The sequence below is a fragment of the uncultured Apibacter sp. genome, from assembly GCF_946479295.1.
Lineage (GTDB): Bacteria > Bacteroidota > Bacteroidia > Flavobacteriales > Weeksellaceae > Apibacter.
Genome location: NZ_CAMLFD010000008.1, coordinates 60,676 through 83,621, shown reverse-complemented (window position 1 = coordinate 83,621; position 22,946 = coordinate 60,676). Strand labels below are relative to the sequence as shown.

Genomic DNA, 22,946 nt, shown 5'->3' with positions numbered 1-22,946 from the left:
TTGCCATCAAAGCCTTTTTTTATATGCTTGAAATCTAAGATACTCATTTCTTGATAAGTTAATTCAGTATAACAACAAAATATAAACATATTTGCGACTTTAAAAATTTCTTTTATACAATCTTTATTGTTCTTAAAATTAGGTTTATTCCAAAAGCATTCTTAACTCTGAACCTCATCTGTACTAAAAGATAATCTCCCTTATCTGAATATGTAGTTTCAACATGCTCAAAACTCCCAGAATCATTCATTCTATCTTTATTTTTAGTAGTAAAAATCATTATTTGAATCCATGATTCCGTTTTTTCAATATATCTAACTTTTCTAAATAGCTAGAATCTATATTTTTCTCTTGCATTGTTGACTTTACTGTTTCTATATCCCTTGTCGTAGTAATCCATAAATAATCCCATTCAAAATCCGTAAACTTTGAAAAAATTAAAACATCTGTATTATTTTTATCAATAAAAGTTTCTATTTTTTCTGCAACAGATTTCTTACAATTGAATAAAAGAAAAATTGTTAAAATAGATATTATTAAATTTCTATTCATCTTATATTAATTATCATTCTATTTGATATATTTTAATAGGATTAATTGGAACTAATTCCCCATCTTCTACATTACATATAGAATTATCCTTAGAAAGAACTATAATCTGCCCCCTTGAGATTTTAAAATCTAAAAGTGCAGATGGCTGTTCTGGAGCTAAGGAAAAAATTTCTCTGGTATCTGGGGGAAACTCATAATAAACAACTTCTTTATTATATACATACACTATAGTATTAAAATAATCTTTACTTATTCCATATTCCGTATTTTTAGAATTTTCTATTTTTTTTACATTAATATTTTGTTCTTTCATTAATTTGATATAATCTCCACCTATACTTCCACTAATTAACCAAGTTTCATCCCATTTAAAATTAGTGAAATCTGATAAAATCACAGTTTTTGAGTGATTTTCTTTTATATAATCTGCTGTTTTTTTTAATGGAGTTTTATTACAACTTATTAATGATAATAACATAGCTTGTAATAGTATGATTTTTTTCATAAACTAATAATTTTTGGCTTTAGGTATTGTTTTGAACCAATCTATATCTTCTTCGCTAACACCTAACCTCTTTAAAACATAATCAAAAGTATTTTCAAAATATCCATAACGATTCATAGTGCCTACAGCCTGTTTAAGCTCATCATATTGTTCTTTAGGTAATTGGGTTTGTATAGCTTGCCACATTCCATCTCCTGTTTTTTTCGCTTCCCATAATCCATTTTCATAGTAATAGTCTAAAACTTTATCAGCCAGTTCATTCATAGGCGCATTAGGGTATTGAGAGCCTATTTCTCTTCCTATTATATTATTCTGTAAATCAGCATAATTATCCGCATCCGAAACACTTTTATAACCATTTTTTTGATATGTAGGATTGGCATTATCCTCGTGTGAATCTCCAACTTTTTTGGCTATTACTTCATTAAAATCTTTAGTTATAGAAGCTTGCCAAAGGGTATGTCGAAAAGCATTGCCTTGTGTTCCCTCAAATCTTGTATCATCATTCTTACTCATACTAGATTGTTCATGTATAAGAAATTGAGAAGTGTCATCTTGATAAGATTCTGTTAATTTAGGTAAGTATTTTTTATCTGTAAGGTATTGTTGAAATCGGATAGAGTTTTCAGTAATTGAATATTTATCTCCCAATGGATTCTTAACTTTTAGTGTTTCATTAGGGTGATTAATAGCAAATAAGATTTCTTTCAATTTATGAGCATTGTCTCCAGTATAAAAATGTAATCCAACATTTGCTATTACATTTGCTGAAATAAAAGTTTTAGGAAAACGTAAAAATGCAGTTACCTTTAACGCTTGTATTCCAGCTTCCATAGCTACATTCTTTCTAATCTCAGATAACCTAACATCTGCAAATTCTTCAAAATAAATAATCTCAATTTTTCCACCTAACACACAAGATAAAGTAGCATTTTCTAATAGGGGATTGTGCCCTCCATATTTCACTTTAGGATGATAACCTATCCAGTCATTCGGCATAGTAGCTAAGGCACAAAAACAAGGTGCCATACTTATAAGAGTTCCTGTTGCTGCTCCTCCTGCTGTTGCAAGAACAGTTCCCAAAATAATTCCTCCAAGTCCTCCTGTAGAGATAGTAAGAGCTGCTATAGCTGCTCCTACTATGGCACCAGCAACTAACATTTTCCCACAAATAAAATTCCCATTAGTTCTATCCTCTTTAGTAGCCGCTAACCTACCTCCTGCAATTTTTACAGTTTGTTGACTTGTTACTTTAATGGGTTGTTTGTTCATTCCATCTGAACATACTAACCATACTTTATCGGGGACATATAATTGTGTCATACTATTTCTTCTATTTTAATATTGGATGTGTAATAAAGTTTTTCATGGACTTTTTCTATAAATAAAGCATTAGAACTAATCAGATTTCCATATTTTAAAGATAAAATAGAATCTGAGGTACAAGACAATGAGTAGTTTATTTTATCCGCATCAATACCTGTGAATTTTTCAAACTGACTTTTATATAAAGATTTTATTTCAGAGAGTTTACTCCGTATGTTTATAAATTGTTGTTTAAAATAAACATTGTGCAAATCCTTTTTATATATAATTTGTTTTATATCGGCTTTACTTTCTATACCCGAAAATAGCACCGAGTATATGGGTTTATCATTCTCTATAACTGAAGACTGGTTGTAAATTTTTTCAGAATTATAAAATCTAGAAAAAAATAAAGAAAATAAAATATCTTTTCTTAGTACTGGTAAAGAATTAGAGTAATCTTTATCTCCTGTTTTTATAACTTCATTAAAATCTGGATTATTTTCTAGTTTAGATTTTATATTATCCCACTTGCTTAAAATTTCATTTTGATTTATAATTTTGTTTGCAGACCCTTCTAAAGAGAGTTCTAATTCTAATTTTTCAAAAGGAATATTCAATTTTTTTAGTAAATCTAATAAGGGGTTCCATTGAGAATTTAATTGCTTTTCTTCTTTCTTTAATACTTTGATTTCTATTTGATGATTATATAATCCCTTCTTGTATAAAACCTTCCATTCTATTTCTTGTATACTATGAGTAATAGGCTTATTTAAAACAAATAATTGAGAATCTTGAGTGATTTTATATCTCTTTTTATTATCTTCCAGTTCTAATTTTATAATACCATTTTTAAATGAGCTTTCAGAAGGTATTAAAATATAAGATAGATTTCTCGGAAGTTTATCTCCTCCTAATAAATCAGAAAGTTCACAATATCTATTATGAAAATCTCTCAACTCATCTATAGATATACCTAAGTTAGAGGCTATTCTATCTAAAGTATCTCCTTTTTGTATTTTATATAATTTATATTCTTGATTACTCATAAATAAAATTAAGACTTAAAAACAAAGATAAAATAAAATAAAACATATTCAAGGTGAAGATGAGAATATTATCAATATTGATAACTAGTTTTAAATATAATTTCCCACATATAATTCAACAGTAAATTTCGGATTTTTTACAAAAACTAAAATAAGTTTCCTTAGGTATTACTAAATGGTCTACAAATACTAAATCCAGTTATTTACAAGCCTGTTGTATTTTCTCTGTTAAATTCCAATCACTTTTAGAAGGATTTACATTGCTATTTGGATGATTATGTATAACTACAATTGTAGAAGCATAGTCTTTTAAAGCAGTACTAAGCATAAGCCTTATATCTCAAGAAGAAATCCCATATTTAGCTAAACTGTAATATCCTAATACAAGATTGTTTCTATTTAAATAAAGTACTTTTAACTCTTCCTGTAGTTCATTGGTTTTCATATTCCAAATGGATAGATCTAAATCATATAAAATTGAGTATAATTCTCTATTTTTATTTTCTCTTGGTTCTTATTGGTATAGGACACTTTAATTTCTGATATTTACATATTAAAACAAATAAAAAGTACATCCACTTTTTGGAACACTCATATAATAAGGATACAAAAAATGGACATACTAATAATTAAACGGTTAATTCTTCATCCAGGGAAAAAGCATGATTCTCTGTTAATTCCTTTTGAATGTAGGAAGAAGTATTTTTCTTGTGGATAATTGATTGGGTTTGTGGGGCTGGTGGCTTAGTACTAGGAAAATAAGTATATCGGTGAGTAAGAAGTAAAATTTCTCCAGTATCTTTTACTGTATATTCGTAAGGTTCACATTCCTGTTTTTCTATACTTCCTGGTAGTTATGAACCAATTAAAGATTGACAAACCAGTTTATCAAAAGTGCAGGATAAATAGGCTTTTTTAGAAGTTGCGTAATAATTTCCTGTTTTCTGGCTTAACAGCATTTCAATTCCACCAGAGATTTTTAATACAAAAAAGGAAGTTCCGTTTCTCTTTTCCTTTCCTTGTAGTTGATAATTTTTACCATTGATTTATGTTTTTTGAGTTAGTAAGACCACCAGGAAACAAAAATCCAGAGCAGAAAGATTCAGCTTTCATCTGGGGGTATTTAATTAGGATAGGTCAAATTCTTACAATTTTTCAGATAAATTTATTTATATTTATAAACAAATTAATTAATAATATTTCCATCTCAAAAAAATAAATTATGTATATCGATTATTCTACTTGGGAGTCTAGTGAATTTGTATTAAATTCACTTAATTTAGATTTAAATAATCCTAGATTAAAATACAGAAATACGAGGTTAAATCAGCCTGAAATAATGAAATTTCTTATAACTAATGAAGAGGTTTATGAATTAGCTAAAAAAATATCTGAGGAAGGATACTTTGTAGGGCAAGAACCTATTATTTGTATTGAAAATAATAAAAAAATTGTTTTAGAAGGGAATAGGCGTACTGCTGCTTTAAAATTATTGCAAGATCCAAATAAGTATTTAACAAAATCTAAGGCTAATATATTGATTAATAATATATTAAAAAATAATTTTTCTACTGATAAAAAATTACGATGTTTTATTGCTCCTAATAGATTATTGGCTAACCCTTTAATCTATGATAGGCATAGAGGTGAGTCTTTGAAAAAATGGAAAACAGGAAATCAATATGCTTTTGTAGCTGATATGTATTATGAAGATGGTCTATCTATTGAAGATATAGCAGAAGTCTTAAATGAATCTAAATCTAAAATTATAAAACCCCTTAAAGCTTATAATTTATTTTTAGAAGGAAAACATTTATTAGAGCAAGAAAAAAATAAAAAAATTGAAATTGACGATTTTGATTTTACTAATTTAGAACGCTTTTATTCTCATGAAGAAGCTAGAAAACTTTTAGGCATTAATTTTAACATAGAGAATGGAACATTAATCATTAATATTCCTAGAGATGAATTTGAAAAAAGATTAAAAGTAATATTTGAAATTATAATTGATTCTAAAGCTTTTTCAAGGGAGTTTAATACTGAAGATGATAAAGAAAAATTTATTAATAAGTTAAAAAATAATTATAATTTTGATTTTAGTGTATCTCAAGAAAAAATAGAAATAAGTAAATCAACCAAACAAAGAGCTGATTTAGAAGAAGAAAAACGAAAAATAACTCCTAGGAGAAAAAAAAAAATAAAAAATACATTTTTTGAAAGAATTATACCACATGAAACAGAAATACACTTCAATCATCAAAAATTAGATAATTTATTTTTAGAGTTAAAAAACTTACCTAATGATAAATATTATTCATTTGCCCTTCTTTTAAGAACTTATTTAGAACAATCACTATATTTTTATTTGAAAACAAATAATTTATTTGCAAATTTATCGGATAAAACAAATAAAAAAAATTTAAAAGATAGTGAAAATAAAGTAGATACACTTATTAAATATTTAAATGAAAAGCATAATGTCAATTCTATAGATAAAAATAATATTATGAATATTTTAAGATTTAATTCTTCTAAAGATTATTCTAATGCCTCTCTCAAAATAATGCTAGAGTATATAATGAATAATGAATTAGATAAATTTTTTGATGTGCAACAAATTAAAAATTTAAAAAATTATATTAATAGTATAAAAGATGGTTTAGATTTGGCGGTCCATAATATAGAAACTTATGTAGATTTATCACATAATAAAAGAGCGTGGAATCATTTAGAACCATTATTTGTAACTTTGAGCAATAATATTAATAGAGAGGATTAAATGTTTTATTCACCATTAAGATATCCAGGAGGAAAAAATAAATTATCAGCTTTTATAGCTAAAATATGTATAGATAATAATATCAATGGACATTATATTGAACCATATTCTGGTGGAGCTTCTGTAGCATTATTTTTACTATTTGAAGGATTTGTAAATAGGATAACAATAAATGATAAAGATAGATCTATATATGCCTTTTGGTATTCTGTTTTAAATAAAACGGATAGATTATGTGAAATGATAGAAAATGCAGAACTAACAGTTAATGAATGGAAAAAACAAAAAGAAATACAAAATAATAAAGAAAATATTGGCTTGTTAGAATTAGGTTTTTCAACTTTTTATTTAAACAGAACAAATCGTTCAGGAATAATTAATGCTGGAGTGATTGGCGGAATAGAACAAAAGGGAAATTATTTAATGGATTGTAGATTTAATAAAACAGAATTAATTCAAAGAATTAAAGTAATTGCTTCAGAAAGAGAAAAAATAACTCTATATCAGTTAGATGCAATAGATTTAATAGATATAATTCAACAAGAAGCAGAACAAAATGATACTATATTTTATTTTGATCCACCCTATTATTTAAAAGCAAATTCTCTTTATATGAATTATTATCAAGATGATGACCATAAAATTGTAAGTGAGAAAATTAAATCAATTGAAGGTATTAGGTGGATAGTTTCTTATGATAATGTTCCTCAAATTCAATTATTATATTCTGAATGTTTAAAAAAAGAATTCTCTTTTAAACATACAGCCTATAAAGCAAGAGAAGGTAAAGAAATATTATTTTGGAGTAATAATATTGTAGTACCAAAAATTAAAAATTGGAATCCTACTAAATTTAAATTAAAAATAAAAAAATCTTTACAAAAAGAGGTTATATATAAAAACCCTACCTCAAAGCTGAGGCAGGGTATTAACTAACTCAAAAGCAATGATAGGACTTATTTATCATGTTTTTTGAATACTTTCAGTAAAATTTAACGCATTTACATTTCTTTCCAGAAACGCATCAATATAACTGGATTTATTTGCTTGAGTTAATAAGTTATACACTTTCCATAAATTAATATCACCCATTGAATCCCTGCAAAAACTCTCTTCCTGATAATAATCTTTTGCAATAGTAGAAAACTGACTATCATTAAAAATCAATTCAGGAATTTATAAGTTCTCTTTTTCTTTTTTAGGTAAATGTTGATATAATCTTGCTTTTCCCAATAATTGAGCAAACTGCTGCTCCGTTAAACTATATTCAAGCAATTGTTTCATCTAATTGAGATGTTTCTCTGCTTCATACTTTTTTAATATCTGTAGAATAATCCTGATAATAAAAGACATCCTTACATAATAAATGATTTTCTCATGATTTAATAAATCCTTAGCATTTTTATGAATGGGTTCTGGTATACTTCTTTTAATCTGATGAGAGAGAAATACCCGAATCTCAGGAATATCCAAACTATGATGAGGAAATATCTTACTTATACAATCTTGAGAGATTTCTATAAGTTCCTGATGAGCAATAGTCCTATCATTATCTTTGGATAATAAGGATCAATACGATCATTTTTCAGATAAAAAAAGTTTACCTCTTCTTTATTGGATACTATAAATTGTTTGAGCTGTTTATTTTGAGAAATTAGATTATTGAAATTAGATTATTAATACTTAATGTAGTATTATTAAATAAATTATTTTCGGATATTGATTTCTCTATTATGTTAGTACTTTTAGGCATAAGGGGAATAGAGATTTCCTTTTGTGTTTTCTGTCTGTACATTTTAATTCACTTATTGCCATCAAAGCCTTTTATTATATGCTATGATTCTAAGATACTCATTTCTTGAACAGGAACAGATCTGTCCTGTGTCCAGTATTATATATAGTTGGACAAATATAAATATAAAGGTGCAGGATAAGGTAGACATAATTAATATTTAAGGTTTCATAAGATTTATATTGATATAATTTATTGATTACAAATAACTTGTATAATCAGGTGGTCCCTGGTTCGAGCCCAGGTGGGACCACTTTTAAAAAACTCAAATCATTGAAAACCCGTATTTTAAAGTACAGGTTTTTTATTTTTAGACAACATTTAGACAACGAATTGATTTTTTATTAATTACATAATAACTTTTCATACGTACCAGGCGGATAACTCTCTGCAATATCTATTTTTCTACTTAAAATACTTTCTTTTTTAGTTAGCTTTCCCTGATAATGTTTCTCTCTGTATTTTTTGTAATATTCATCATAAATCTTTTCAGTAAAAACCTTTTCAAACATCTTTTATAAATCTCTGTTCTTTTGTGAAAGTGTTTGTTTTTCATAATAAGCATTCGGTAAGGCTTCTCTGTGTACAAAATACCTTCCTCCATCATATAATTTTCTACAAAACTTATGAGTTGCCGGACATATAAAATACCAAACCTTACCTTTTTCTAAATTTGAAGGTTTAGAACTTAGATATATTTTATATTCCACCTTTTCCATTTGCTTATAGACATAGGAAAGTTTTATTAAGGTTTTTCATCATATATATAAGAAACTATGGAAACAGAACCACTATTAAACCCATTCCTGCTCCATCGTATCGCTCCGCTTAGTGAAGTATTTAAAGATAAATATCCGTTTTTCTTTAAAAAAGTAATATCTATGTTTTTACATTCATCCAATAAAGTTGGGAAACTGGAAATTCTTGATATTTTAGTGTTTTTTTATTATACAAACCTAAATCCTTAAAGAGGATGAGGTTTTACTCTTTTAAAGATACAAAAAAATTGCAGAATAATCAAATAATCAATTATTAACCAGCTTGTTAATCTAAATATATTAAAGGTAATACAAATTTTCACCTTATTTAACCCTATATACAAGGGGTTAATCAGGGATAAATTTATCATTAATTAATTTATTTTATGTTAGATTAAATAAATATCTTTGTGTAAAGATAACATTTTTACTTTTCTTTAATTTTTTAGTTGCTTATGTCAAATATAAAACAAACAGATAGAATGGATATTTTTATTGAGGAAAGTAGAAATATTATTCTGATTCAGGAAAGATGGGAATATAACTGGATTACCAGATTAACCTCTTGGACTTTAACCGAAAAGAGAAAATTCCATGAAATGGCAGATAGTTTAATCTGGAAGAAATGGGGTGGACACTTCAAATTAAAAGTAAGGGGAACTTCTACTTTTGCATTAAAACATAAAAACTCTACTTTTACAGTAAATTTTGACATTAAATGGGTATTAATATCTCCGCATTGGAAAGTAAATGTTACTAAAATTATCCCTGGAGGATTTGAATTAAGTTATGTAGATTGGACAAATAGAGTGATAAGCCTAGATACTGAAGATACCAAAATAGTTGTGCGTCCTAAAAATGGACGGAAATACAGACAATACCCGATAGCTCATGAATTTGGGCATGCTATTGGTAATGTATTTTCACATAGTGATGAATATAGTACAAATTATAGACTAAACGGAGGTTTTCAATTAGATTATTCAAGTATTATGAATATTGGAAATGAACTGAGGAATCGTCATTTAGATTATATCTTACAGCAATTAAATATCATGTTTACTAATACCACATTTTATATTGTATGAAAATTATTACCATTTGCTTATTCCTAGTGTTAAACATAAGTTGTAATAAACCTAAGCTAACTATGGATTCTGAAGCAAGAACCTATCCAAAAGAAATAAATACTAAACAAATGAAATATATAAATCCGGAAGAAGTAAAAAACTGGTCGTTCGAACAAATTAAAGAAAAATATAAACCTATACAAGAAGAAGACTTTTTATTAAATGAAGCTATTATATCCGAGTTTAGAATAGGGTTATATAATTTTTTTAATGAAAAAGAAAGAAAAGAACCTATAACAATTAAAGAAGTTACTTGGGAGAAAGACCAAAATACTAATTATACTGTATGGTATAAAAAAGAGGCTGACCAATGGGTTTTTATTGATTCTTATATCTGGGGTAAAAATTGGGATTTTTAATTTCTTCTTTTTAATTTTTTATTCAAGAATATATTTTTTGTAAGGTATTTATAGCATAGATGATAACCATAGAAGGTTTTCCTGTTTCAATAAAAATAGATAATGTCTGATTATTCTTAAAGTAGATAATTCCTTTAGTAATTACTTCTTTTTTCTGTGTATCAAAATTAAAACCTTGAAACTAGTTATAATGGGTTGTTTTTATTTTGTTAGCTGAAATAAAAGCAATAGTTCCTTTATCTGTAATAGCCATTACATGATCTGAAAGTTTGAGTGTTTATAAAAACTGTCAGCTGATATCAGCTAATATAACTAATTCTCTTCATAGTTAAAAATATTTTCTTTATTGGTGTCATTTTCTATTTCAAAGAGGAAGAAATTAGTTTGATTACTATCCTTATCAATTAATTCAATCAACTTCTCTTTAACTAAATACTTAGATTGTAAGAATGTATCCATAGGTGTTTTTCCTAAGCAGTATTTACCTGTATGAGTTCTTTGCTGGTTATAATATTCCATCCATTTATCTAAATCCTTTTGCAGTTCATCAATACTTTTATAAACTTTTTTTCTAAAGGCAATTGCATAAAATTCATTTTGGATAGTTCTATGGAACCTTTCACATATTCCATTAGTTTGAGGGCTTTTAGCCTTAGTTCTGCTATGATCTATATCTTCTATGGCTAAAAAAAGTTGATATTCGTTGTTCTCTGGCTACGCAATATTCAGTTTCTCTATCTGTAAGTACCCTAAGTAAACGAAGCTCATGTTATTCAAAGAAAGGAATTACCTGATCATTGAGAAGTTCTGCTGTAATCAAAGCATTCTTTCTATCATAGAGTTTGGTAAATGCTACTTTGGAATAAGTATCAATAAAAGTTTGCTGGTAAATATACCCAACTCCTTTGATATTGTCTACATAATAAGTATCCTGTGAATCTAAGTAGCAGGGATAGTGGGTTTCTATCTCTCCCATGGCTTTTTTATGCTCTTTGGCTCTTTCCAATGCTGATAATTGGGGCTCTGTGAGTATAATTCCTTCTTGTGCTGACTTAGACTCTAACGCTTTTAACCTATGTTTAAAGGTTTGTAAATCATGCCTAAGCCAGATGCTTATTACTCCATCAGGGGAAACTATCCAGCCTTTTTTCCTTAATTCATTACTTACCCGTAATTGACCTAAGGCTGGATTCTCCAAGGCAAGTTCAACAACTGCTTTTTCAATATCCTGACTTACTCTATTTCTGATTACTGATTTTCTTCTGGATATTTCCTGAAGGGCTAATTCACCTCCTTGTTCGTATAATTCTTTGAATCTGTAAAAGCTATCCCTGCTGTAACCCATTACTTTACAGGCTTTGGATATATTCCCTAAGAGTAGCTAATTCTAATACTCCTAATTTGTTTTTGATGAGTTTTTCTTGTCTCGTCATATTACTTAATCTTTTTTAAAGTTACTTTATTTTATTGTAACTGTCAGATTAAATTGAACCTGCAACTTATTTTGGACAATTTTGAATGAATAGTATTTAAGCTACTTCTCTGTACTTGAATTTATACTGTTCATTAAATTCTTTAATGGTTAAATATTCTATTTGTATTATAAAAAAACCTTCTATATATTCAAATAAAGATAGATAAACATCTTTTTTTGATTGGTAAGAGTTTTGATAAATCAATTCTGCTTTAATAGTTTTAAAGAAACTTTCAGCCACCGAATTATCATAACAATTTCCTTTTCCACTCATGCTCTGCTTTATATACTTATGACTTTTCAGGCAGTCTTTGAACTGGTTACAAGCATATTGGATTCCTCGATCTGAATAGAATATAAGAGATTCATTCAATTGAAGCCTGCGATGTGAACAAGCCTTGTTCAAAGCTGGGATAACCGTATATTCAGCCCTAAGACTCTGACTTATATGCCAACCGATAACTTTTCGGTCAAACAAATCAATTACTGTGGTTAAATAGGACCAGACTTCTGTAGTTTTAATGTAAGTAATGTCTGAAACCCAAACCTGATTATAAGTTCCTACTTTAAAGTTCTGACAAAGTTTATTAAGAACTATACCATAACTATGCTTTGAATTGGTGGTCTGTTTAAACCTGCGCATGGATACACTCACCAGATTCTTCTTTTTCATAATACGGACTACCAAGGAGCGGGAAACTTTAATTTCCTGTATCTGGAGTTCTTTAGCTATACGTGGACTCCCATACCTGCCACGACTCCAATTATATACCTTTTTAATCGCTATACCTAATTCCATACGCCAAAGTAAGCGCTTAGAAGGGCTCTTATTCTGCCAATAATAATAACTACTGCGACTTACTTTGAATACACTACACATCTTCTCAATCGGGATGAAATCCAAATAACGTTAGATGAACTCATATCTTACTGATCTTTCTTGGAGAAGATGCTTAGCGCTTTTTTTAATATATCATGCTCCTATCTTAAGTTCTGTGTTTTCTTTCTTTAAGCGAAGTAGTTCTTCCTTTTGCTCATTCTTGGGAAGACGAATCCTAGGACCTTAAAAATCTTTATCTCCATACAATTTATATCTTCTGTACCAGGTACATAATGTATTGATACTGATACCTAAACTCTTGGAGATCTCACTCAGACTTTTACTTTCCTGTACTAAGTTCAAGGCTTCCAATTTAAATTCTTTACTGTACTTTACTAATTTGAACATAATAATAGTTAAATTTCTAAAGTAAACCTTTGTATTGGTCCAGATAAATGTAGCATTTCCACTTCCACTGCTTTAGATTTATACAACACAGTTTAAAAAAGCTATTTAGATTTTAGTTTATTTTTTAATCTATTCATTTGTTCACTTACCTTCTTCTGAACCATTTTTGCATAATGCTCTTGGGTAATGGAAATTTTTGAATGTCCTAATAGCTTAGAAACTATCTCCATAGGAACATCATTGTAAAGCAATACTGTAGTTGCAAATGTTTTCTGGCTATATGATGAGTAAGATTTTTATTAATTCCTACTATATCTGCTATTTCTTTTAAATAGGAATTAAATTTTTGATTAGATATTTTAGGTAGTAAATAAGTGGTAATATCAGAATTATATTTCTCTATTATGTTAGTACTTATAGGCAAAAGGGGAATAGAGATTTCTCTTTGTGTATTCCGTCTGTACATTCTAATCCACTTATTACCATCAAAACCTTGTATTATATGTTTGGATTCTAAAGTACTCATTTCCTGATAAGCTAGACCTGTATAACAACAAAATATAAACATATCTGCTACTTGTTGTAATCTAGTTTGCGAGAAGGTATAATTTTCTAACTTCTTCAATTCTTCTGTAGTAAGATACAATACCTTATTTTCAACTCTTTTTGGTTTATATAATAGAAAAGGATCAATAGTAATAAATCCTTCTGCTATGGCTAATTTTATTATCTTCTTAACTCTCTGAATGGATTTATTAATAGTAATCTGCTTTTGATTTTTATTAATCTTTAAATAGTAATCAAAATCTTTTAAGAATTTCAGGTTTATATCTTCTAAAAGGAAATTATTTTTGTTGTACTAATGTTTTATAAAGTTTTTTATATGGCTTCTAGCTTCCTTAAACTTGTTATAAGTAGATTGGGTGTATTCTTTACCAATCAGCTTCTGCATTCTCTCATTATGCAAATCAAATACTTCTAAAAGAGTTTTTGAGACTTTACTATCCTTACCCTTATATTTTAAGTAAATATCTTCTACATCAAAAATCGTTTCCTGTACTTGTAGAAACAAAAAAGCCTGATTAATTTTTTGTTTAATCAGGCTTATCTGTGTATTAACAAAGTTATTTTCTTGATTTTGAGGTTTTGCTTTTTGCTCCCTATTATTCCTATAATCAGGATTTATAAATAATCCTAATGAAAATACCTTTCTTTTACTTAAATATGTTAATTTACATCTTAATGGTGCTATGCCTTTTACATTTGTATTAACTTTATCTAATACAAATAATATATGTAATTTACTGTTATTCATGTTTTTATTTATTTTCAAGGGTATGCCTTTTCAATAAGTAGGGTATGCCTAATTGTATGCCTTTATTCAGCACGAAGTAATAAAATAGAAAATATCTATACGCAGTAAAATAACCTAACTCCCTGATTTTAAACAAAAAAAGAGAACCAGTTTTCTGATTCTCTTACTTGGTAGCGGGAACAGGACTCGAACCTGTGACCTTCGGGTTATGAGCCCGACGAGCTACCTACTGCTCCATCCCGCGTTGTTTGTGAGTGCAAATATACAACAATTTTCTTATGAACCAACTATAATTTCATTTTTTTAAAGTAAAAGTTCAATTTTTTACAAATTTCATTCAATTTGTTGTTAAAATGTAAAAGTTATAGTGCTGAAATATAACGTTTTATTTAATTTTTTCTAATTGTAAAAAAAATCATCATTTATTAAAAAAATAGACGTAAACAGGAATTCTAGTAGTAAAGTAATAAGTATTTCTATGAATTATAGCGATAATATGAGAAAAAGAAACTCTTACTTTTTAGCATCGTTAGGTAGATTTATATAAAAGATTTATTAAATAGGAGAGAATATTCAGAAAAAATATCAGCAACTATTGATTTAAAAAAATATAAAATGGAGACGTTTCAAATAATAACCTTTTGTAATGAAGAATTTTATAGAGCTTTAAATTCATCCCATTTTCCTTTTGCAGCTAGTTCTGCCTGCTTTGGCCAGCTCGTAGGATTGTGTATGCGGTATGAAGCTCCTTCGTACAATTCAAGAATATTATTTAATGATTCAACGGATTGCTGAGCTAGTTGTTCCCAAGTAAATATTCCACTTTCATTTAAGAAAAATTCAATCCTTTCACCAATTCCTTCAATAATTTTTAGATCATCCTTATGGATAGGAGTGGCCTCTTTTTTATCCTCCTTCTCATTTTCCTTTTCGTTTTCGTTTATTGGAGTTGAGATATTATCATGAGGAATTGACGATCTTCTTCTGATTTTTCCACCGGTATATAAGACCTTCATGGTTTCAATCTTATCAATATGCGTTGCTAGTTCACTTTTTAAAAGCTCATTTTCTTTTTCAATTTCCGTAACATTTTTTTCCTCCTTTTTACCAAAAAGTAAACCTATACAATAAAAAAGCAAGGCTGTAACTAATAAAGGAATAAAAACTACCAAAATGGCCTTTATAAAAGCTTTTGTATTTGGATCATCGCTACTTAAATCCAATTTACTTAAATCCAGATTTTCTATCCAAATATACCAATAACTAGCTCCTAAAATCCATATTATTCCTGTACTAAGAAAAAACCAAAATAATATTTTTTTATTCATGTAATGGTAATTTAATGTTGAAATTGAATGATAAAGATAAGAAAATCTATTAACATATAGATAATTATCTATTTTAAAGATTTAAATTTGAATTTTTATCTACGTATTTATTAATTAATTTTTTGAATTCTTCCGGTTTATCTAGCTTAACATTTATAGGAAGATAAAATAAAACATCTTTCAATAGTTGAAAATGCTTTAAGCGCGTAAAGTCTTTTTCAGTAGTTAAAATAATTGCGTTTCCTTTTAAATTAAGATAGGTTTTTCCAATCTCATCAACATCAGATTTGGAAAAATTATGATGATCTTTAAATTTTAAATGTGTAACAGTTGAAAATTTTTCTTCAGCATAATCCAATATATCTTGATATTTAGCAATTCCCGTAACTAAAAGAATCGAATACGAAAGAATATCATCAACAGCGAGTGTACGGTTTAAGGATATCACCCGTTTTTCATATATAATAGTAGAAAAAAATAATGATTGATACGGTTGTAATTTTAATTTTTTCTCAATACTATTTTTTTCGTCTTGTGTTAAATCATGAGGACACTTAGTCACTACAACTATTTGTGCCCTTTTAGTGCCATATTGGCCTTCTCGCAAACGTCCCAGAGGTAAAATATGATCTTCATAATATGGATGGTTGTAATCTGTTAAAAGGATGTATAATCCTGCTTTAACATAGCGATGCTGAAAAGCATCATCGAGAATAAAAAGATCTGGATTAAAATCTTTAATAAGATTATCAATGCCATGAACTCTTTTTTCATCAACCCCCACAATAATTTTATTTTTGAAACGCTCAAAAAATTGCATGGGTTCGTCACCAATTTCTTCATAGGTGGTCTCATAATTAGCAAATTGATAGCCTTTGGTTTTTCTTCCGTAGCCTCTGCTCATGATCCCGATAAGATGAGAATCTTTCAGCAAACCAATGAGATAGATAACAAAAGGAGATTTACCGGTACCTCCTACGCTGAGGTTACCAACGCATATAATGGGCTTTTTATAGCTTTTAGAATGCAAAAGTCCCCAATCAAAAAATTTATTTCGTATATATGTCGCCAGCCAATAGAGACCCGCAAAAGGATAAAATAATATATTCATGCTTAAATTATAAAGCAAAAATATAAATTTATAAGATGATATTTACTTCTCGTTCTAATTGAATATTAAAAATTTTATTAACATCCTCAATTATTGATTTTGACAAGTCATATATTTCTTTGCCGTTTGCATCTCCTAAGTTTACTAAAACTAGGGATTGATTTTTATGAACTCCGACATTTCCTTCTTTTTTCCCTTTCCATCCAGCAAATTCAATTAGCCATGCAGCGGGAAGTTTCACAAGTTGATTTGAAATCTTATAATAGGGTATTTCGGGATATTTTTTCTGAATATTTTCCAATTGGGCAATCGAAATAATTGGGTTTTTAAAAAAGCTTCCTGCGTTTCCCATGATAGCCGGATCCGGAAGTTTACGTTTTCTAATTTCAATTACCTGATTTCTTATATTAGCTAAGGTAGGCTCATATATTTCTTTTTTTAAGAGTTCCTCTTTTATGTCTCCATAAGAAATTTTTAGATTATGTTTTTTTGTAGTTAATTTAAAAGTGACTTCAATAATAACATACTTATTTTTACCTTCATTCTTAAAATAAGAATCTCTGTATCCGAATTTACAAGATTCGGCATCAAACACTTCAATTTCATAAGTTGAAATATTCAATGCCTTTAATTGGTGAAAAGTATCTTTCATTTCAGCTCCATAGGCGCCAATATTTTGTATGGGAGAAGTACCAACATTACCGGGAATTAATGATAAATTTTCTAATCCGCCGTAATTTCTGGATGTACAATAGTGAACGAATGCATCCCAATTTTCACCCGCTTTAGCAGTAATGAGTATATGCTTATCGTCTTCGTCTATTTTTTCTTCAATGCCTTTTAAATTAACTTTAATGACTAACCCGTGAAAGGGTTTAATAAAAAGAATGTTGCTCCCTCCGCCGATAAATAAAACAGGTATGTTTTTATTTTTTGAAAAATCTAACGCTTCCTTGAGCTCATTCAGATTTGAGACCTCTACAAAGAAATCACAAATTGCAGGGACATTAAAAGTAGTATATTTTCGGATATCTATATTTTCCTGTCTGATCATCGATTTGAATTATATTTTTCTAGTCCTTTTTTAATAATTTTAATCGATTGAGTAATGTCTTCTTTATTGATCACGTAAGCAAGTCTGACTTGTTTTTTTCCAAGCTCCTGATTGGAATAAAATCCTTGGGCTGGAGTTAACATAACCGTTCCGTTTTCATATTCGAACTCTTTAAGCATCCAAAGACAAAAATCTTCAGCATTTTCAACTGGTAATTCAACTGTGCAGTAAAACGCTCCTTTCGGTTTGGGACAAATGACTCCGGGAATTTCATTAAGAAGTTTTATAAGCAAATCTCTTCTTTCTTCATATTCTTTTCGCACATTTTCAATATAAGATTTCGGTTCGTAATGAGCTGCATTAGCTATAATTTGACCTACCAGGGAAGGACTTAAGCGAGCTTGTGCAAATTTTAAAGCTATATCTAAAAATTTTTTATTTCTGGTAACCAAGAATCCGCTACGAATACCACAAAGACTATATCGTTTAGATTCTGAGTCTACAACAATTACATTTTCTTTAAGTTCCGGAAATTCTAATATGGAATGGAAAGTCAACCCGTCGTAAACGTATTCTCTGTACACCTCATCGGAAATAAGAAAAATATCATTCTTGATTACAATTTCCGCTAATTTTTGCAATTCTTCTTTAGAATAAAGATATCCGGTTGGATTACTGGGATTTGTAATAAGTATTGCCCGAGTTTTCGGAGTGATTAATTCATTGAATTTATCAATGTTCGGAAGTGAAAAACCGGTATCGATAGTAGATACTACAGGAATAATATTAACCCCGATAGATTCGGCAAAGCTATAATAATTTGCGTAAAAAGGTTCGGGAACGATTATTTCATCACCATGATCGCATAAACAGCTTAAGGTAAATGATAAAGCCTCGGATCCTCCGTTGGTAATAATGAAATTATCTCGAGTTAAATCTTCAAAACCTAAAGAGTGATAATACTCTTTTAAAGTGTTTCTATAATCAAAATTTCCTTCAGAAGGCGTATAGGCAAAAATATCTAAATCAATATTTTTTAGAACGTTTATTGCTGTCTGCGGTGATTTTATATCGGGCTGTCCAATATTTAAATGAAATACTTTCAAGCCTTTCTCCTTTGCTTTCACAGCATAAGGAGCAAGTTTCCTTATAGGAGACTCAGGCATGTTTAAACCTCGTGAAGAGAAATTTGGCATAATTTTTTATGTTGTTTTGGAAATTACAAATTTATTGAGTATATTTGTTTAAGGCAAGAAAAATAAATATAAGTTTTTAATTTATAGTTATTCCGAGATAAGCATAATAAAAGAATTTTTACAATTTATATGAAATTGCTAATCTATTTTTTCCTTTTTGTCTTTTACTTTAAATATCTAAAAATAATATTAAAATTTATACTATTTTGATTATGGGAAATAAAAACGTTCAAAATGTTTTAACCGGTATGGTTATAGGGGCTGTAGCAGGTCTTCTTGCCGGTGTTTTAATAGCTCCTGATAAAGGAAAAAACACTCGTAAAAAGATTAAAAGAAAAGCGGAAGATTTAGGGGAGAGTCTTAAAGATTCTTATCATAAATATAAAGATGAGCTGAAGGAAGGATATGATAAGTATAAAAATGATTTTAAGAGAATGAAGGACGAAAAAATTGATCATCTTGCAGAAGAATATGATGAATTAACAAAAAAATAATTACTGAAAATTAAAAAGAGTCTTTTTTTTTGACTCTTTTTTAGTTTTATCACTATATTTTCAATTTTTTATGTTAGGTTTTTTAAAAAAATATATTAATAATAGAATTGAGCTTCTAAAATTGGATTTAACAGAAACCATATCCGGTTTGTTAAGTATAATAATTTTTATAATTATCGTATTTAGCATAGGTATGATGTTTCTGCTTTTAGCCAGTTTTGCACTCGGAATCATGATCGGATCTTATTTTAATAATTTAGGTTTAGGAATTTTAATTATTTCATGTATCTATCTCATACTATTTATTATTCTTCTCACCAATTATTCGAGCATTAGAAAATATATCATGAGAAGGATTATTGAAATGCATTTAAATGTAAAAGAAAATGAACTTAATGACAAAAACTAACGGAAAATATACATACGAAGACTTTTTATTAAGGAAACGCCTTTTAAAAGAGGAAATTAATGAAATGGAAAATAAAATTTCTCTTGATCATTTGTCTGAGTCTTTAGGTATATTGAGCGAGAATGTACGTGATAAAGCATTGCATTTTGTAAAAAATCCAAACCTATTGAATATATTGATAGATTTTGGTATAGGTATGGGTACTGAAAAAGTTATTTCCAGATTTGTCAATAAAAAAACTATATCAGGAAAGTTGATTCTTTTGGCATCTTCCTATTTAACTCCTATTCTCATATCCAAGGGCAAAAATGTGTTGGCAAATATGAGAAACAGATATGAATTCAAGACTTTAAGAAATAATGATGAATCAGAGGAAATTTAATTAGAACTGAGAATCATTTTTTATATTTTTAATTCTAAAAAATATATTAAAAAAGGCTGTAAAATTTTTACAGCCTTTTTTTTACTAAACTTAATTTTTAGGTTTATCTTAATTAACAGCAGAGGATAATTCTGCACCTGCTTTAAATTTAGCAACTTTTTTAGCAGGAATTTTAATCTTAGCTTTAGTTTGAGGATTAATACCTTCTCTTGCGCTCCTACTAGAAACTGAAAATGTACCAAAACCTACAAGAGTAACTTTATCTCCTTTCTTTAAAGCTTTTGTTACATTATTTAAAAATGAATCCAAAGCTTTTTTTGCAGCTGCTTTAGTAATATCAGCTTCAGTGGCAATAGCATCAATTAATTCTGATTTGTTCATTTGATTTAATTTTAATAAGGTTTATTTATCTTAATTTGACAAAGGTAGTGTTTTGTTTGATATAAACAAGCAAAATCCCTCTTTTTTTCGCTCTAACAAAGAATACTTTACATTTTTGTGAAAGAAAAGGGTTTATTTTTTTATACCGTTTGTTTAAAAAATGACCTTATCTAATATTAAATTACCATTTTCAGTATATTTCAAAAGATCATTTTTTATAAAACTGAAAATCAGTCCTTTTTCTTTTTCAGGATAAAGCAAATGTACATTGGCACCCGCATCTAAAGTAAAGTATAAATGGGTATTGGATTCCCTTCTAAATTTCCATATTTTATCTAATATAGCCAATGTATTTGGCTTAAATAAAATATAAGCGGGAGAAGAGGTCATCATCATGGCATGTAAAGATAATGCTTCATGTTCCACAATTTTACCGAATTGTTCCAAATCTCCAGATTGTAATACTTGACTCATATCGGATAAATTTTTACTTGCCTCTTTAAATCGAAGATCTGCATAGGGATGTCCGTTCATTAAGCTATGTCCTACTGTGCTGCTTACTTGTTTTTGTCCTTCATCTACAAGTAAAATAGTATCTTGCATTTCTTTGAAAATTGGTGCTATTTCAAAAGGAAAAGAAACTGCATATAAATCTGAGCTTGAAGGAATATCTGAATTTTTACCCCAAATGGCTAAACCGCTATAAATAGATCTGCATGCGCTTCCTGATCCCATTCTGGCTAAAAATGAAGCTTTCATTAACTTAAATTCTTCAGTTGTAATTTCACCTAGCATGTCGCTCATTTCCATTAGACATTTTGCCAATGCTCCGAATCCTGAGGCTGAAGAAGCGATTCCACTGCTGTGAGGAAATGAATTTTTTGTGTATATAGAGTAGGAGTAGCTATCAATGAAAGGTAAAAAACGTTTTAAGGAAAGAAAATAGGTGTATATTTTAGAAGAAAATTTTTCTTGAAATTGATTATCAAGATATAACTCAACTGAAAAATCATTTGATTTTTTAAAAGTTATACTTGTTTCTGTAAAACTATTCGTAAGAGTATAACTTATTGATGGATTTGCCGGTAATTGAAAATCATATTTTCCCCAGTATTTAACTAATGCTATGTTCGAGCTACATCTTGCTTTTACTTCTCCATTTGCAACTTCCTTATGAGAGTGCGTTGGAATAAAATTTTCCTCATTCATTATTTATTATTTTTATATTGTAGATAATTTTTTGCATGTATATTTAAAGAATCTTCTAAAGAAAGAAAGGAATATGATAAATACTGCTCTAACTTGTCATTTGAATATTTATTTTGTGATATTAAAGCAAAATAAGCTGATTTGCTTATTCTCTTTTTACTTGACAAAAATTGAGACCAAAAGGCCATTTTTTTTAGTTGAGAATTTGTAATTTCAATTGGAGGTTTCATTTCAAATGCACTTCTTAATTGGCAGATTATTTCCTTATATGTGACATTTCTTGCAGTTACTATATACTTATCATTATTAATAAGATCTTCCATTAATCGAATGCATACTTCGGCTAAATCTGAAGCATCAATAAATGCGGTTGAACCGGATGTATAAAAAGCACGGTCAGCATAAGTCATTTCATATAATAACTTGTTGGCTCGTTCCCAATTTCCCGAACCTATCACTATTCCCGGATATACTACCAATACTTTTAATCCTTCTTGCGAGCCTCTCCAAACCTCCATTTCTGCTCCATATTTAGAACATGCATAAGAGGAATGATTTCTTTTAAAATTCCATTCAGCATTTTCATTGATAATTGATACATCAAAGTTTGGGTCTAAAGTAGCAATGGAGCTAAAAAAGCAAAATTTATCAATTTTATTAGTGATCGATAAATTAATCATATTTTGAGTTCCTTCAATATTGATCTTATTGAGCAACTTTTTTTCTTTTTCATTAAAACTTACTTTTCCGGCAGCATGATATACTTCTGTTACTCCTTCAAATGCATTTTGCAATGAAGTGATATCAAGAATATCCCCTTCAATCCATTGTAATGAATCGTATAAAACTTTATATCTTTCAGGTTCATGAATTTTAAACAAGTTATAAACTTCTTGTCGGGTAGCATTATTTCTATATAAAACCTTAACATGTTTAGCCTTTTTAGCCAACTTTAGTACTAGATAGCTACCTACTAATCCCGTACCTCCTGTAACTAATATCATAGAATGCTAAATTACTCTTTTTTAATTTTATTTTTTACTCGCTTATTCAATAATTACAATTTTATTGATAAGAATATTTATAAAAGATAATCTTTGCATTAGAAATATATAATATCCTATTAATAGATATTT

29 protein-coding genes, 1 tRNA gene and 3 pseudogenes are annotated in these 22,946 nt (G+C 28.4%); 8 read left to right on the top strand and 25 right to left on the bottom strand.

All coding sequences use genetic code 11. From position 1 onward, the window contains the following. Window positions 1–112: 112 nt before the first annotated feature. From Q0T35_RS06915 to Q0T35_RS06890, 6 genes are all read right to left on the bottom strand, one after another. On the bottom strand, window positions 113–250 hold the full coding sequence (locus Q0T35_RS06915; protein WP_295841483.1) for a hypothetical protein: 138 nt from the start codon (window positions 248–250) through the stop codon (window positions 113–115). Between the two features lie 29 nt (window positions 251–279). Next, window positions 280–552, bottom strand: a complete 273-nt coding sequence (locus Q0T35_RS06910; protein ID WP_295841481.1) for a hypothetical protein — start codon at window positions 550–552, stop codon at window positions 280–282. A gap of 13 nt (window positions 553–565) precedes the next feature. Continuing rightward, complete coding sequence (locus Q0T35_RS06905) at window positions 566–1,057, bottom strand: hypothetical protein (protein WP_295841480.1); 492 nt, start codon at window positions 1,055–1,057, stop codon at window positions 566–568. A gap of 3 nt (window positions 1,058–1,060) precedes the next feature. Beyond that, on the bottom strand, window positions 1,061–2,380 hold the full coding sequence (locus tag Q0T35_RS06900; RefSeq protein ID WP_295841479.1) for a PAAR-like protein: 1,320 nt from the start codon (window positions 2,378–2,380) through the stop codon (window positions 1,061–1,063). Further along, a complete protein-coding gene (locus Q0T35_RS06895) occupies window positions 2,377–3,411 on the bottom strand; it encodes a LysM domain-containing protein (protein WP_295841478.1) in 1,035 nt (344 codons plus the stop codon). Before Q0T35_RS06895 ends, Q0T35_RS06900 begins: the two co-directional genes overlap by 4 nt. 199 nt (window positions 3,412–3,610) lie before the next feature. Then, window positions 3,611–3,739, bottom strand: coding sequence for a JAB domain-containing protein (locus Q0T35_RS06890; RefSeq protein ID WP_295841477.1), 129 nt, complete (start codon window positions 3,737–3,739; stop codon window positions 3,611–3,613). A gap of 894 nt (window positions 3,740–4,633) precedes the next feature. Between Q0T35_RS06890 and Q0T35_RS06885 the strand changes: the two genes are divergently transcribed. After that, entirely contained in the window at window positions 4,634–6,190 is a 1,557-nt protein-coding gene (locus Q0T35_RS06885; protein WP_295841476.1) for a hypothetical protein, read from the top strand. Next, window positions 6,191–7,126, top strand: a complete 936-nt coding sequence (locus tag Q0T35_RS06880; RefSeq protein ID WP_295841475.1) for a DNA adenine methylase — start codon at window positions 6,191–6,193, stop codon at window positions 7,124–7,126. Window positions 7,127–7,153: 27 nt separating this feature from the next. Here the strand turns inward: Q0T35_RS06880 and Q0T35_RS06875 are convergent. The 4 genes and pseudogenes from Q0T35_RS06875 to Q0T35_RS06860 form a co-directional block, all read right to left on the bottom strand. Next, window positions 7,154–7,474: pseudogene (locus Q0T35_RS06875) on the bottom strand (DUF3871 family protein). After that, window positions 7,475–7,705, bottom strand: a complete 231-nt coding sequence (locus tag Q0T35_RS06870) for a DUF3871 family protein (protein ID WP_295811676.1) — start codon at window positions 7,703–7,705, stop codon at window positions 7,475–7,477. It abuts the pseudogene before it with no gap. Window positions 7,706–8,326: 621 nt separating this feature from the next. Beyond that, window positions 8,327–8,494, bottom strand: coding sequence for a hypothetical protein (locus Q0T35_RS06865; protein WP_295841473.1), 168 nt, complete (start codon window positions 8,492–8,494; stop codon window positions 8,327–8,329). A 3-nt stretch (window positions 8,495–8,497) separates the two neighbouring features. Then, window positions 8,498–8,701 (bottom strand): hypothetical protein, encoded by a 204-nt coding sequence (locus tag Q0T35_RS06860; RefSeq protein ID WP_295841472.1) that lies wholly within the window; start codon window positions 8,699–8,701, stop codon window positions 8,498–8,500. A 57-nt stretch (window positions 8,702–8,758) separates the two neighbouring features. Here Q0T35_RS06860 and Q0T35_RS06855 point away from each other — a divergent pair, with 57 nt between their 5' ends. The 3 genes from Q0T35_RS06855 to Q0T35_RS06845 all read left to right on the top strand — a co-directional run bounded on the left by Q0T35_RS06855 (window position 8,759) and on the right by Q0T35_RS06845 (window position 10,229). After that, a complete protein-coding gene (locus tag Q0T35_RS06855) occupies window positions 8,759–8,950 on the top strand; it encodes a hypothetical protein (protein ID WP_295841471.1) in 192 nt (63 codons plus the stop codon). Between the two features lie 245 nt (window positions 8,951–9,195). Further along, complete coding sequence (locus Q0T35_RS06850; RefSeq protein ID WP_295841470.1) at window positions 9,196–9,828, top strand: hypothetical protein; 633 nt, start codon at window positions 9,196–9,198, stop codon at window positions 9,826–9,828. A 62-nt stretch (window positions 9,829–9,890) separates the two neighbouring features. Further along, a complete protein-coding gene (locus Q0T35_RS06845) occupies window positions 9,891–10,229 on the top strand; it encodes a hypothetical protein (protein ID WP_295841468.1) in 339 nt (112 codons plus the stop codon). 312 nt (window positions 10,230–10,541) lie between these two features. Here Q0T35_RS06845 and Q0T35_RS06840 read toward each other — a convergent pair. The 12 genes and pseudogenes from Q0T35_RS06840 to Q0T35_RS06800 form a co-directional block, all read right to left on the bottom strand. Then, a pseudogene (locus tag Q0T35_RS06840) lies at window positions 10,542–11,662 on the bottom strand (IS481 family transposase). A gap of 96 nt (window positions 11,663–11,758) precedes the next feature. Beyond that, window positions 11,759–12,607 carry an IS3 family transposase gene (locus tag Q0T35_RS06835; RefSeq protein WP_295841467.1) on the bottom strand — a complete coding sequence of 283 codons (849 nt, stop codon included), beginning with the start codon at window positions 12,605–12,607 and terminating at the stop codon, window positions 11,759–11,761. Window positions 12,608–12,766: 159 nt separating this feature from the next. Further along, on the bottom strand, window positions 12,767–12,931 hold the full coding sequence (locus tag Q0T35_RS06830; protein WP_295841466.1) for a transposase: 165 nt from the start codon (window positions 12,929–12,931) through the stop codon (window positions 12,767–12,769). 101 nt (window positions 12,932–13,032) lie between these two features. Beyond that, on the bottom strand, window positions 13,033–13,161 hold the full coding sequence (locus tag Q0T35_RS11155) for a hypothetical protein (protein ID WP_366937732.1): 129 nt from the start codon (window positions 13,159–13,161) through the stop codon (window positions 13,033–13,035). Further along, entirely contained in the window at window positions 13,152–13,577 is a 426-nt protein-coding gene (locus Q0T35_RS11150) for a site-specific integrase (protein ID WP_366937731.1), read from the bottom strand. The genes Q0T35_RS11155 and Q0T35_RS11150 overlap by 10 nt, the downstream gene beginning before the upstream one ends. Window positions 13,578–13,670: 93 nt before the next feature. Next, window positions 13,671–13,754: pseudogene (locus tag Q0T35_RS11145) on the bottom strand (hypothetical protein); the annotation flags it as partial. 36 nt (window positions 13,755–13,790) lie between these two features. Next, the gene (locus tag Q0T35_RS11140; protein ID WP_366937730.1) at window positions 13,791–14,246 is read right to left on the bottom strand and encodes an Arm DNA-binding domain-containing protein; all 456 of its coding nucleotides are present in this window, start codon (window positions 14,244–14,246) and stop codon (window positions 13,791–13,793) included. A gap of 168 nt (window positions 14,247–14,414) precedes the next feature. Beyond that, window positions 14,415–14,490, bottom strand: a tRNA-Met gene (locus Q0T35_RS06820). Window positions 14,491–14,902: 412 nt separating this feature from the next. Further along, complete coding sequence (locus tag Q0T35_RS06815) at window positions 14,903–15,574, bottom strand: hypothetical protein (protein ID WP_293919032.1); 672 nt, start codon at window positions 15,572–15,574, stop codon at window positions 14,903–14,905. 73 nt (window positions 15,575–15,647) lie between these two features. Continuing rightward, window positions 15,648–16,685, bottom strand: a complete 1,038-nt coding sequence (gene lpxK / locus Q0T35_RS06810; RefSeq protein ID WP_293919031.1) for a tetraacyldisaccharide 4'-kinase — start codon at window positions 16,683–16,685, stop codon at window positions 15,648–15,650. Window positions 16,686–16,713: 28 nt separating this feature from the next. Then, a complete protein-coding gene (gene murB / locus Q0T35_RS06805; protein ID WP_295841465.1) occupies window positions 16,714–17,739 on the bottom strand; it encodes a UDP-N-acetylmuramate dehydrogenase in 1,026 nt (341 codons plus the stop codon). Next, complete coding sequence (locus Q0T35_RS06800) at window positions 17,736–18,935, bottom strand: pyridoxal phosphate-dependent aminotransferase (RefSeq protein ID WP_293919028.1); 1,200 nt, start codon at window positions 18,933–18,935, stop codon at window positions 17,736–17,738. The genes murB and Q0T35_RS06800 overlap by 4 nt, the downstream gene beginning before the upstream one ends. Before the next feature lie 212 nt (window positions 18,936–19,147). On the opposite strand from Q0T35_RS06800, the gene Q0T35_RS06795 reads away from it, so the two are divergent. From Q0T35_RS06795 to Q0T35_RS06785, 3 genes are all read left to right on the top strand, one after another. After that, window positions 19,148–19,429 carry a YtxH domain-containing protein gene (locus Q0T35_RS06795; protein WP_293919027.1) on the top strand — a complete coding sequence of 94 codons (282 nt, stop codon included), beginning with the start codon at window positions 19,148–19,150 and terminating at the stop codon, window positions 19,427–19,429. 70 nt (window positions 19,430–19,499) lie between these two features. After that, window positions 19,500–19,838 (top strand): phage holin family protein, encoded by a 339-nt coding sequence (locus Q0T35_RS06790; protein ID WP_293919026.1) that lies wholly within the window; start codon window positions 19,500–19,502, stop codon window positions 19,836–19,838. Continuing rightward, entirely contained in the window at window positions 19,825–20,220 is a 396-nt protein-coding gene (locus Q0T35_RS06785) for a hypothetical protein (protein WP_293919025.1), read from the top strand. The genes Q0T35_RS06790 and Q0T35_RS06785 overlap by 14 nt, the downstream gene beginning before the upstream one ends. A gap of 108 nt (window positions 20,221–20,328) precedes the next feature. On the opposite strand, the gene Q0T35_RS06780 is transcribed toward Q0T35_RS06785, so the two are convergent. The 3 genes from Q0T35_RS06780 to Q0T35_RS06770 all read right to left on the bottom strand — a co-directional run bounded on the left by Q0T35_RS06780 (window position 20,329) and on the right by Q0T35_RS06770 (window position 22,814). After that, a complete protein-coding gene (locus tag Q0T35_RS06780; RefSeq protein ID WP_293919023.1) occupies window positions 20,329–20,601 on the bottom strand; it encodes an HU family DNA-binding protein in 273 nt (90 codons plus the stop codon). Between the two features lie 153 nt (window positions 20,602–20,754). After that, complete coding sequence (gene mvaD / locus Q0T35_RS06775) at window positions 20,755–21,810, bottom strand: diphosphomevalonate decarboxylase (protein WP_295841464.1); 1,056 nt, start codon at window positions 21,808–21,810, stop codon at window positions 20,755–20,757. Further along, window positions 21,810–22,814, bottom strand: a complete 1,005-nt coding sequence (locus Q0T35_RS06770; protein WP_295841463.1) for an NAD-dependent epimerase/dehydratase family protein — start codon at window positions 22,812–22,814, stop codon at window positions 21,810–21,812. Before Q0T35_RS06770 ends, mvaD begins: the two co-directional genes overlap by 1 nt. Window positions 22,815–22,946 lie beyond the last annotated feature (132 nt).